Source organism: Chryseobacterium sp. AG363, from assembly GCF_003610675.1.
GTDB classification, from domain to species: domain Bacteria; phylum Bacteroidota; class Bacteroidia; order Flavobacteriales; family Weeksellaceae; genus Chryseobacterium; species Chryseobacterium cucumeris.
In genome coordinates, this window is sequence record NZ_RAQF01000007.1 from 52,413 (window position 1) to 64,671 (window position 12,259).

11 protein-coding genes are annotated in these 12,259 nt (G+C 35.8%); 7 read left to right on the top strand and 4 right to left on the bottom strand.

Features of this window, described 5'->3' with window-relative positions; translation table 11 throughout:
- Positions 1-249: 249 nt before the first annotated feature.
- Together DEU39_RS21735 and DEU39_RS21740 are read right to left on the bottom strand one after the other, a co-directional pair.
- Positions 250-1,143 (bottom strand): archaemetzincin, encoded by an 894-nt coding sequence (locus DEU39_RS21735; RefSeq protein ID WP_120233359.1) that lies wholly within the window; start codon positions 1,141-1,143, stop codon positions 250-252.
- Positions 1,124-1,600, bottom strand: a complete 477-nt coding sequence (locus DEU39_RS21740; protein WP_103234333.1) for a SixA phosphatase family protein — start codon at positions 1,598-1,600, stop codon at positions 1,124-1,126. Before DEU39_RS21740 ends, DEU39_RS21735 begins: the two co-directional genes overlap by 20 nt.
- Before the next feature lie 115 nt (positions 1,601-1,715).
- Between DEU39_RS21740 and ruvX the strand changes: the two genes are divergently transcribed.
- The 5 genes from ruvX (at position 1,716) to DEU39_RS21765 (ending at position 5,267) form a co-directional block, all read left to right on the top strand.
- A complete protein-coding gene (gene ruvX, locus DEU39_RS21745; protein ID WP_120233360.1) occupies positions 1,716-2,132 on the top strand; it encodes a Holliday junction resolvase RuvX in 417 nt (138 codons plus the stop codon).
- Positions 2,129-2,701 carry a peptide deformylase gene (gene def, locus DEU39_RS21750; RefSeq protein WP_034693378.1) on the top strand — a complete coding sequence of 191 codons (573 nt, stop codon included), beginning with the start codon at positions 2,129-2,131 and terminating at the stop codon, positions 2,699-2,701. The genes ruvX and def overlap by 4 nt, the downstream gene beginning before the upstream one ends.
- A 74-nt stretch (positions 2,702-2,775) precedes the next feature.
- Positions 2,776-3,333, top strand: a complete 558-nt coding sequence (locus DEU39_RS21755) for a DUF5606 domain-containing protein (protein WP_120233361.1) — start codon at positions 2,776-2,778, stop codon at positions 3,331-3,333.
- A gap of 236 nt (positions 3,334-3,569) precedes the next feature.
- On the top strand, positions 3,570-4,337 hold the full coding sequence (gene mazG / locus DEU39_RS21760) for a nucleoside triphosphate pyrophosphohydrolase (protein ID WP_120233362.1): 768 nt from the start codon (positions 3,570-3,572) through the stop codon (positions 4,335-4,337).
- Between the two features lie 57 nt (positions 4,338-4,394).
- Positions 4,395-5,267 carry an SdiA-regulated domain-containing protein gene (locus DEU39_RS21765; RefSeq protein WP_120233363.1) on the top strand — a complete coding sequence of 291 codons (873 nt, stop codon included), beginning with the start codon at positions 4,395-4,397 and terminating at the stop codon, positions 5,265-5,267.
- A gap of 95 nt (positions 5,268-5,362) precedes the next feature.
- Here the strand turns inward: DEU39_RS21765 and DEU39_RS21770 are convergent, their stop codons facing one another.
- Positions 5,363-6,085: a hypothetical protein gene (locus tag DEU39_RS21770; protein ID WP_120233364.1), complete on the bottom strand. Its 723-nt coding sequence runs from the start codon at positions 6,083-6,085 to the stop codon at positions 5,363-5,365.
- Between the two features lie 313 nt (positions 6,086-6,398).
- The gene (locus tag DEU39_RS21775) at positions 6,399-10,115 is read right to left on the bottom strand and encodes a metallophosphoesterase (RefSeq protein WP_120233365.1); all 3,717 of its coding nucleotides are present in this window, start codon (positions 10,113-10,115) and stop codon (positions 6,399-6,401) included.
- Between the two features lie 26 nt (positions 10,116-10,141).
- On the opposite strand from DEU39_RS21775, the gene DEU39_RS21780 reads away from it, so the two are divergent.
- Both DEU39_RS21780 and DEU39_RS21785 read left to right on the top strand, forming a co-directional pair.
- A complete protein-coding gene (locus tag DEU39_RS21780; protein WP_120233366.1) occupies positions 10,142-11,317 on the top strand; it encodes a Pycsar system effector family protein in 1,176 nt (391 codons plus the stop codon).
- 17 nt (positions 11,318-11,334) lie between these two features.
- The gene (locus tag DEU39_RS21785) at positions 11,335-12,258 is read left to right on the top strand and encodes a bestrophin family protein (protein ID WP_120233367.1); all 924 of its coding nucleotides are present in this window, start codon (positions 11,335-11,337) and stop codon (positions 12,256-12,258) included.
- Position 12,259: the final 1 nt, after the last annotated feature.

The window sequence follows — 12,259 nt, forward strand, 5'->3', positions numbered from 1 at the left end:
CCACAAATTTATTCACAGATAACACTCATTTTAATGATCATTGAAAATGAGAACTGAAATAATTCAATAGAAACGGGCTATCATCCTGAGCATAAGCTGAAAGGTTACGAATACCAGTTCAAGAACGAACACCGTTTTTTCATGTTTACAACGATAATGGCTTTAGGCGAAGCTAATCACCCCTTCAAAAAATAAATTTTTTGCCACCTCTGGAGGAGGGGAATAGGCAGTCGGTAAAAGGATGTTGGTTTATTGTACAAGATTCAGGTCTTGCTGTGATAGGGAAAGTTCTGTGTTAAGATGTTGCTTTTCAAAGAAATTTTTCAATTCAAAAAGTCTTTTCTTAGGATCATAATGGATACTTGAATTGAGTTTTCTCTGGCAGAGTGAGCATGCTCTTGCGAGGTGATAATCTGTTTCAGTAAGCGTATTGGTTCCATTCATCACGCAGTTGGCATTCAGACAATGGCTTATTCCAAACATATGCCCGATTTCATGAGAACTGATCTTTATTAATCTCAGAAAACTCTCATTAAAGTTGGAATCGCTTAAATGACCGCTTGCAAATCTATACATTGACGTTACCCCTACACCTTTTTCATAAGATGCCAGTCCGAAAACATAGTTCCATTCCGGTTTTGGAAAAAGATCTTTTTCTGTAATTCCCATCAGTACTACAGCATCTTTAGGTTTTCTTTTGATCAGAATGCTATCCAGTACATATTCTGCAAGAATCTGTTCATTTCCTTCGTTCGAAATTCTTCTTACATTTTCAGGAAATATCGTGTTAGGCAGTGCTGGTAGTATTTTGGTCTCCAGTTGGTAATATGTTTTTAAATATTCCTTTGTGAGGATTATTTCTTTTTTCTGAAGTTCATCGAATGTTCCTATAGGCTGAAGATAAATGATATTTTTTCCGGGCTGTGGTTTTATCTTTTTTAATTTTTGAAAATCTTCAAATGTCTGGAAATGTTCATCATGATTATACCGCCAGCTTCCGGGTTTGGGAGAAGAGGAAAGTTTGATGTCATTGAATGCAATAGATTCATAGTAATTTTTCTTCTGTTTCTGACAAGAGAAAAGAAGGGTAATTATTGTGACATAAAAAAATAGAAAAGTGAAATTATATTTTCCCTGGTTCATAAAAGAAAAGAAGTTTCTTTTTAGCACCATCGAATTCTGACCAGGATTCACAGTCTACTTCAAAACCTGCAACTCCGCAAGTGGGGAAATGGAAAATATCTTCAGAAATGGAATTGGCAAAATTGGAAATTCCATTATTGTGAGAGAAGAACGCAACTGAATTCAGGTTGTCATCCAGATCATAAATTACAGATTCAAAGCTTCTTTCCGAAGGGTTATATAGTTTTTCATCAGTTGAACAGTTCAGCTGATAGGCCTGATTGAAAATCTTACAGGTATTCAGTGCACGTACCGCAGGGCTGGACACAAAATGATCAATGGAAATATTATTGCTTTTCAGGAATCTGGACATGTGCATAGCATCCTCCAAACCTTTGTCTGCCAAAGGTCTGTCAAAGTCCTCCGTTTCCTCCGGCCAGTCGCTTTTTGCATGTCTAACGAGGATGAGTTTCTTCATATAATTGTTTTTTGGAAGATTAAAATTATAAAAAAAATAATGGAATAAAACATGATTTATATAAAAAAACTGCGTTATGAATAAAATCAGTAAATTTTACTAAATTTGCAAACTTATGGGACAAATCCTTGCAATAGACTACGGAAAGGCTCGTTGTGGTATCGCTGCAACTGATGATATGCAGATTATAGCCAGTGGGCTGGAGACTGTAGAGAGCCGTTTTTTAATGGAATTTTTGAAAAAATATTTCAATGAAAATAAGGTGGATGAAGTAGTAGTTGGGCTTCCCATAGATTTGAAAGGAAATGTTTCAGAAGTTGAAACCGATATTTTAAAATTCATAGAAGAATTTAAAAAAGAATTTTCGGATATTGCAGTTCACCGTTTTGATGAAAGATTTACCTCCAAAATGGCTTCTTTTTTTATTTCCCAAAGTGGAAAAAACAAGAAAAAGAGGCAGGAAAAAGGATTAATAGATAAAGTAAGTGCAACAATTATATTGCAGAATTTTTTAGAACAAAGATTAAGATGATATTACCGATAAGAGCTTTTGGGGATCCTGTTTTGAGAAAAGTGGGAAAAGATATAGACAAAGATTATCCCGAATTACAGGAACTGATAGATAACATGTTCGAAACCATGTACAGTGCAAATGGCATAGGTCTTGCAGCGCCACAGATTGGTTTGGATATCCGTCTGTTTGTAATAGATGTGACGCCTCTTGCAGAAGATGAGGATTATGAAGATATTAAAGATGAGTTGGCGGAGTTCAAAAAAGTATTCATTAATGCGCAGATTCTTGAAGAGTCAGGGGAAGAATGGAAGTTCAATGAGGGCTGTCTTTCTATTCCGGATGTAAGAGAAGATGTGAAAAGAAAAGGAACAATCGTTATTGAATATTATGACGAAAATTTTGTGAAACATACAGAAACTTTTTCCGATATTAGAGCCCGCGTAATTCAGCATGAATATGACCACATTGAAGGAGTTCTGTTTACCGACCACCTGAGCGCTCTGAAGAAGAAACTCGTAAAAGGTAAGCTGACCAAAATCTCTCAGGGTGACGTGAACATCGGTTACAAAATGAGATTTCCAAAATAATTAAATAAGGATTAAAACGAATAATAAAAAGCAAAAAGCTAGTGCTGATTGCAGAATTTACAAAAAATAAAATTATGCTGTTAGAAAAAATAATTTCAATTTCTGGAAAACCAGGACTTTTCAAATTAGTTTCTCAATTAAGAAACGGATTCATCATTGAAGATGTTACCAACAAGAAAAAAGTAAGCATTGGAAACTCAAGCCAGGTAAGTTTATTGGATAATATTGCCATGTTTACATTTGAGAAAGAAGTTCCTTTGTTTGAAGTATTTGAAAATATTGCTAAAAACAACGATTATAAGGAAACAATCTCTCACAAATCTTCTGATGCAGATCTGAAAGATTTTATGCTGGAATCACTTCCTAACTATGATACAGAAAGAGTATATTCTTCTGATATCAAGAAATTGGCTCAATGGTATAACATTCTTCAGAAAGCAGGATATATTACTCCTGATAGCTTTGTAAAAGCAGAGCCTGAAACTTTGGAAGGAGAACCAGCTGAAGAAGTAAGCATTGAAAAAGAAGCTAAGAAAGCGGCTCCAAAAGCAGAAAAGCCAGCCGCTCCAAAAGTAAAAGCTACTTCAGCTGCAAAATCAGCTCCGAAAAGTACACACAGAAAACAAGGATAATTCATTTTTGAATTAAAAATACAAAACCTTGTCTGGAATTTCCGGACAAGGTTTTTTGTTTTTTCAAGACAAAAAATAATTGATGCTAATATTCCAAACCTAGCAGGTTTCGAGAACCTGTTGGGTTTACATATTGAATCTATCCGGATTCTGCACTTTGCAACTTTTACTTCCAACGTTTGTAATGATGTCCGAATATCCCTTACATTTGTATAAGATTGAATTTCCCATTATTTATGAATACGAAACAAGAGAAACTGGAGGCCTTCGGAAGATTACTGGATATTATGGATGATTTGCGTGAAAAATGTCCATGGGATCAGAAACAGACATTCCAATCACTTCGCCATCTTACCCTTGAAGAAACCTACGAACTTTCAGATGCTATTTTACAGGAAGATTTACAGGAAATAAAAAAAGAATTGGGTGATGTTTTGCTTCATTTGGTTTTTTATGCTAAAATCGGTTCTGAAAAAGGAAGTTTTGACATTGCAGATGTTATCAATTCCCTGAATGAAAAGCTGATCTTCCGTCATCCTCACATTTATGGAGATACTGAAGTGAAAGGTGAAGAAGAAGTGAAGCAGAACTGGGAAAAATTAAAATTGAAAGAAGGAAACAAATCTATTTTAGGTGGAGTTCCGAAAAGTCTTCCAAGTTTGGTAAAAGCTTACAGAATTCAGGATAAGGTGAAAGGAATAGGTTTTGAGTTTCATGATGCAGAAGATGCCTGGAAAAAGGTAGATGAAGAAATTCAGGAGTTTCATGCTGAAACGGATTTGGATAAAAAAGAACAGGAGTTGGGGGATGTTTTCTTCTCACTTATCAATTATGCAAGAATTTCAGGAATCAATCCCGATTCTGCGTTGGAAAGAACCAATCTGAAGTTTATTTCAAGATTTCAAAAGATGGAAGGCCTTGCCGGGGAACAGGATTTAAAACTGGCAGATATGTCTCTGGAAGAAATGGATGTTCTTTGGGAAAAGGCAAAAAAACTTTCATAGTTGCCGATTGGAACAATTAATGCTTCTTATATTCAGTTAAAAAAATAAAATATAAATATGTTACGCTTTCTTATTTTACCCGCCTTGCTTTTGTTAAGCTGCAATCCAAAAGCTCAGAATTCTCCTGCTAAGGAAGACGAATTGAAAGTACAGTTTTCCTTACCCAAGAAGTTGAAGGAAGTTTCCGGAATTACTTTGTCAAAGGATAAGAAAACAATCTGGGCGATAGAAGACAGAGGAAATAAAAATGCAATATACGGGCTAAGTGATAAAGGCGATATGCTGGCAAAAATACCGGTAGAAAATGCTGAAAATACAGACTGGGAAGATATCATATCTGATCCCCAGGGAAATATTTATATCGGAGATTTTGGGAATAATGACAATAACCGACAGGATCTGGCCATCTTAAAAACAGATTTGAAAGATACCAAACAAATTGCGGCCAAGGTTGTTCAGACTACAAAATTCCATTATCAGGGACAGACAGAGTTTCCTCCCAAAAAATCAAATCTTTTGTACGATTGTGAAGGTTTTGTGGAAATGGACGGAAATTTTTACTTATTCACTAAAAACAGAAGCAAAGGTTTTGATGGAACTTTCCTTGTATTCCAGGTACCCAATAAAGAAGGCGATTTTGAAGCAAAGTTAATAGGAAGGTTAAAACTTGATGGAGGGTATAACGATGCTGCTATTACCTCTGCCAGCATCAACAGTACAAAAGATAAGATTGTATTGCTTACCCATAAAAATGTTCACGTTCTTACCGGATTTACAGCAAACAATTTCAGTACTGCAAAAATCCATAAAATCCCTTTACATCATAATTCTCAGAAGGAAGCAGTTGTATTCTTTGATGATAAAACATTAATGATCGCAGATGAGAAAGGGAAAGATGAAGGTGGAAATGTGTATACTTTTTCTTTGTAATAAACAAACCTCTATAAAAATTCAAACCCCACAGAGAAATCTGTGGGGTTTTTAAATATATGAAATGTTAATGAAGTGATTGACGTTTGTAGTGCTTAGGGAGTAAGGTAAGAGATATGAATATTTCCGCTGGATAATCTGAAGTTCTGAGTATAACGGCAGCGTATTCTGAATGTTTCTCCTGCATTGAAAAAGTTAATGGAGGAAAGATTATGATTCAATCCCGTTGTACGCTCTCCATGGCCCGTAGATATGCCTGCTAACGTTGTGAGTGCAGGAGAAACTTTTTGTATGTATGAGTTAGCTGTTCCTGCAGTTTGTCCTGATGGATTTAAATTAAGATCATAAGTAGCATAAGGAACAATATTGTAAAATCCAGGTTTTACTACTGTGAAAAGCCCTGTTGTAGAATTATAAGTTAAATAAGCCGTATCGATCTTATTACTCACATTAAAAACATAGGTCTGTGAATAACTTTCATGGGTATTGACTGGTGTAGAATGCGTACCTGTATAACTTCCACTGGCTGGGCTGATGTCTGTTTTGTTTCCGACATAAACCACCTTTAGAAAGTTTTCTGACTCAATTGTTTTCCAAACAGGTGCATTACCTGCTCCATTTGACATTAAAACTTCACCTTTGTTTCCGGAATTTCCCTTTGTTCTGTCATCTCCACCCACATTAAGATCTTTAACCACCTGCAGTGAACCGTTGACATGCAATGTATGTTGGGGAGTCGGTGTCTTAATCCCTATCTGTGCATTTAACTGAATGAACATGACAAATAAAGCCATATACAATAGTTTTTTTTTCATCATTTGTTGATTTTTTGTTGCCACAAATATAAAATGTTTTTAAAATGTCTATTTTTTAAGGAATTGATAATCATATTGAACTATGTCTGGTTTTGACTTATGTAGCTGAAAATATGGCCTTTAATTAAAGGCCATATTTATTTTATCAGTAAAAAATGTGAGTTGAAAATTTGAATTATTAAATTTTATTAAAATTGAAATTTTTTCAAATTTTTAATTTTAAATAGTTTAACATGTTGTTAAACAGTGTTTTATGTTGAATGTTGGATTGCAGTACCTGTTCGAAAATGAGAATTGTTTTTTTAAATTTATCAGATTAAAATTTCATTCCCACTCCGGCAGAAATTCTTCCACCATCTGAGCCATAGAAATAATTCAACCTTGCAGACATCATTTCCACAATACTCAGCCATACTCCGGCACCGGCAGACTGATGCCATTTTCTAGAGTTTTCATTGTCATTCCATACACGGCCGATATCATATCCGATAAGAATTCCCATGTTCGCAGGAACAATATTATTTCTTACCCGTCCAAAATCCCATCGGATTTCTGAGTTATTGGTAAAATAGGATCTTCCTGAGAATCTTTCATTTCTGAAGGCTCTCATTCCATTATTACCTCCGATAGCTGCAGCCTGATAAAATTCAAAATTATTATTATTAATCCACATCACATTGCTGGAATTAGCGAACACAAATGTTCCCTTTTTATCAATCCTGTGGTCAATGGCAAGCTTTCCTTTTACGGTTACGAAATTCTTATTAAAATCAGAAAGTGTTGCTTTCCAGTCTGCATTCAGCATAAATTCCAGTCCAAGAGTAGGGAAGGCTGCATTATCTGCATTTTTATAGCCAAAGGTATAATTGGCTCCCACAAACTGCTGGCTGTTAAATACACCAGGTCTGACATCCGGTGACTGATTGATGAAACGGTCAGCTTTTCTCTGTACTTTATTATCTTCAAAAGTCAGTTGAAACTGATGGCTGAGGTTCATCCAGCTCTTTTGAGAAATAGAGGGAGCGAAGTTAAACTTAGATATTCTGGCTCTGTTGTATTCTCGTTCTGTATCCTCCTTATCATACTCGCTTTCATTGGAAAGTCCAAAGAAGTTTTGAGAGAACCTCGGAGTTGTATAAAATGCATCAAGATTGATATCCCAACCTGAGATTGCCTTTTTAAATACCCCTTTGTAAGTCAGGCTAAATCCTGCAGTTGCTGTATAAAAATTAGCTTTTAAACTGTGTCTTTGAGTAAATGGATCACGGATAAAATTATTCACCGTATAATTAGCTAAAACTCCTACAATGACACCATCATCCGGGTTGTAATCCAGGTTTGGATATCCTGCAACGGAATTATATTTGGGGTGCTTATAATTATAGCTGTTGATGTCATAATCATCCGTAATGTTTTTGGTTGCATTTCCGGAATTGTAAGTGTTTTTCTGAGATTTGAAATCATAGATTTTCACTTTTCTTCCATCCGCAACGTTATAGGTATCATGGTTATATCCGCCAATCAGTCTGATATTCATTTTAGGACTTCCGCTTCCTGTTACTACATAAGTATCATCATCTTCAAGTCCGTAGATCCATAATTCTTTTGTTTTCGAATCATGATACGTCTTTTCAAAAACAAGTTCATTCTGGTCTTTATTTTTACCAAGCTTGTATTGCTGTACCATCACAGAATGTCCGTTTTTGGTGATGACAAACTTATCAGGGTTTACCGTTCCTGCCAAAGGAACTTTTTTCAGCAATACATCATAGTATTGAGCTGCATAGCTTTGTAGCTTTGTTTTTCTTATTTTCAGTTTTCTCTGGATTTCAGCAATGGTGTCATCCTGCACTTCTTTCGGGAGGTTATGGAAAGCATCATCGATATCCGCATCCGTAAGATGTTCCTGAATATATTTTGCCTGGGTTTCCCACTCATTCTGATCTGAACCTTTTAAGAATACAAGATCCATCGGATAAGGTTCCATTGCAAGCCACTTTACACTGCTGATGTCTTCTGTAAAGGTTTTCATATGACGGATAGCAGGAACATTCATAATGATTTTAAAGGCTGCTCCATCATATTTACTGAATGCCTGATCTCTGTCTTTTGGAATGGGTTTATAAATCACTTTATCACCCTCTTCATATTGTGCCCATTTCCATTGGTCTGAATGTCTGTCCCAGTCTCCGATAAGCATATCAAATAACCTTGCTCTGATATAAGATTCTCTGTCAACAGAATATTTATTACTCTTGCTGAGGTTTTTTAATACATCATCGGTAGAAACAATATCTTTTGCATTATCAAGATAAGCCAATGTTTTAGGATCTGAAGAAAAACGTTCTTCAATCATATACATTTCATCCCCGTAATTTTCGTTATATCTATCCAAAGCGCGTTGTTTAGGAATGTAGTACAGTTTTGGATTACTGTGGAAAATGCCCAGTTTTTCAGACATATTCCCAATGGTAAACGGTGTAAATGGATGATTGGTGGTATAAAAGTCAAGTAAGAATTTTTCAGGATACGTATCTGCAAGTTCTTCTCCCAGTGTACTTTTCTGGAAAGCCATATTATTTAAGAAACGGATCGCACTTTTTTTCACGCCGCGCATCACGAATTCCTGTCCGTCTGCAGACTTCAATCGCAAACTGTTGGACTGGTTTCCTCCACCTTCTCTGAAAGGAATGTATCCTCCGTTCAATTCTGAAAGATTAGCCGTCGGAGCTTCAATGGGAATTCCGTAATATCTTCTGTAATGATCCCCCCAAAGCCAACGGTAAAACTTTCTTTTTTCGGTAAGCGGTACCGGGTAAATAGTTGAAGAGAATGTTGCAGGAAAAGAATTTGGGAAATTATTGACAAACACATCCGGTTTGGAAATCACGGAAATATGAGTCAATTTTTGAAGCTGAGCATCTTTAGTAGAAAAATACTCCACATCTGTGCTTTCATCTTTTCTGAAATTTAAAACCGCAAAGCCACTGCCCCCGTAGGAAAAGTCTGTTTTTTCTACAATGGTAGAAGGATCTGTTTTAGAACCTGCTCCACTAATGATCTGTCTTAAATTTCCATCTTCGTGATATTGCAGATTATGGTCATGACCGGATACGAAAATAATGTTTTCCTTATCCTGAACAATACTTTTCAATCGGTTGGCCAGATCTGCATAATGTTGATTATTAATGTCTTCAGGACTTGCGCCTGAGGAACTCCTTAATATATTGATGACACTTGCCACTACAGGAACAGGAACTTTACTCTTTAAAGGAAAGAGATGAGATTTTGCAGAGTTAAATCCTGCATGTGTTCCGCTGCTGATGATGGGATGGTGTAGGGCAACAATGATTTTTTTCCCCTGATTTTTAATGATCAGATCTTTAAACTCTGTGAAAAAATCTTCACGGGTTTTGATATTACAGTTTTTGTTGATTCCAGGATAATTGTCCCAGTTGGCGATCACCCATTCCGAATCAATAGCAATAAGTTTGATATCTTTAGAAATGTTGATGTCATCAATAGGACAGCCATTTTTAGGAAGGAATGCTTTTTTATCATCAAGATATTTTTTAACCAGCCCTTCCTGGGTATTCAATCCTTCCAATCCACTGTACCAGTCATGATTTCCCGGAATCACAAGAGTTTTTCCTTTAAAATTTTTGGTAATGGAGAGTTGGTTTTCCAGTTTTTGTTTCGCTGTGGCGTAATCTTTATCTGTTTCTTTAGGCATCCCATTGGGGTAGATATTATCGCCCAGAAAGACCAGCATAGAGTTACTGTTGGCAGAATCCAGCTTACTTTTCAGTAAATTAAGTGTTTTTTGTGCCTGAGGTTCATCTGAGTTTCCTGCATCTCCAATCAGAAAGAGTTTAAAATCATTTTCTGATTTTATTTCGGAATCTTTTACTTCAAATAAGTTTTTGCCCTTTTGCACGTTATAGGTAGCACAGGAATAAAGGACTCCTGCAGACATTACCGTTCGAAGAACAATAGAAGTATTTTTTAGATGAGTTTTAAAGGATAAATTCATAAATTTACATTAACAAAATTTCAGGGATGAGCATTTTACAAAAAGCTAAAAATTATGTTGAAATCTTATTCAAAGATAAGTTATCTTCAGTATATTTTTATCATAATTTTATCCATACTGCCTATACAGTTAATAAGGCTGAGGAAATCATGAAAAACACTCCTGTTTCTGAAGAGGATCAGGAGAAGGTACTCGTTGCATTATGGTTTCATGATACAGGGTATATAGAATGTGCGCTGAACCATGAGGAAAGAAGTGTAGAGGTCATGAAAGCCTTTTTACACGAGCAAAACTATCCTGAAAACTATATTGCAGATGTTGAAAAACTGATTCTAGCTACCAAAATTCATTATGAACCTCAGAACTTACTGGAAAAAATCGTAAAGGATGCCGATTTCAGTCATTTTGCAGGCCATGATTACAGTGATATTTCTGATGCTTTGAGAAAAGAATGGGAACTTACCAATGTAAGATGTTTTTCCAATGAAGAATGGAATGCCGGAAATCTGGACATGCTGAAAAATAAGCATACTTTTTATACGGATTATGCTAAAGAAAACTGGGAACCGCTGAAAAAGAAAAATATTAAAAAAATCGAGAAGAAGCTGGAAAAAGAAGAGGAGAAAAAAGAAAATAAAAAGGAGGTTTCGGAAGGTAAAAAAGAAAAGGAAAAATCAGACAGAAGTGTAGATACCCTATTCAGAGTTACACTGAACAATCATACAAGATTAAGTGATATTGCAGACAGTAAAGCCAATATTCTTTTATCGGTAAATGCCATTATTATTTCAGTTTGTCTTTCTGTATTAGTACCGAAGCTGGATGCTCCTAAAAATTCACATCTGATTCTTCCAAGTTTCATATTATTGTTATCAAGCGTATTGACGATCATATTTGCGATTCTGTCCACAAAACCGAATGTCACAAAATCAACTTTTACTTCTGAGGATATCGCCAACAGAAAAGTAAACCTGCTGTTCTTTGGAAACTTTCATCAGATGTTGTTTGACGATTATAATAATGCGATGAAAGACCTTATTAAAGACCGAGATTATATTTATGACTCAATGGTGAAGGATTTGTATTTTCTCGGGAAAGTTCTTAACAGGAAGTACAGGCTTTTATCCATTACCTACAAGATTTTTATGGCTGGAATTATTATTTCCGTTTTATCTTTCGGGGCGGCTTTTCTTAGTCTTTAATTAATAAACATATACAAATGATAGTCCGACAGCGTACGAACTGGCTGAAAATGTTATTTATATGGAGAGGCTCCGTATTGAAGAAAATTGTTATTCAGCTTACCATTATCACGCTGTTTTCATTGGCGATCTATTTTTTCAAAGGAGAAATTTTTGATTATAAAGTACATCTCAATCCTACTATTTTTACATTAATAGGACTTGCTCTTGCCATTTTTATGGGATTCTGTAATTCTGCAAGCTATGACCGTTTCTGGGAAGGCCGGAAACTCTGGGGATTACTGGTCATTGAAACCAGATCCCTTACAAGACAGATCCTATCGCTGGTAAACGATTCTTCGCCTGAAGCTAAAGAGGAAAAAGAGAAAATCATCAAGCTGATCTCTGCATTTGCATGGTCACTGAACTTTCAGCTGAGAGATAAATCTGGTACAGAACATCTTGAGAGACTGCTTTCGCCCGAACAACTGGAACTGGTGAAGAATAAAAAATTCATTCCCAATATTATTTTAGGCGTTATTGCAGATTGGCTTAGCGAACAGAATAAAAAAGGAAATATTGATACCATTGTCATGACTTCCATGGATCATCAGCTGAACCAGTTTTCTAATATTTCCGGCGGATGTGAGAGGATTTACAATACACCATTACCTTTTGCTTACAGTGTTTTGCTGCATCGTACCGTTTATCTATATTGTTTCTGGCTTCCTTTTGGGCTGGTAGATACTTTGGGATGGATGATGCCTTTAATCGTTTTATTGATCAGCTACACCTTTATTGCTCTTGATGCTATTATTCAGGAGATTGGAGAACCTTTTGGTGAAGAGGAAAATGATCTTGCTTTAAACAGCATCTGCCGTACGATTGAGTTTTCTATTTTTGAGCAGGCAGGAATTCCTCAAGGGGAATTGAAGAAGCCGGATACTTATTTTGTGGATTAAA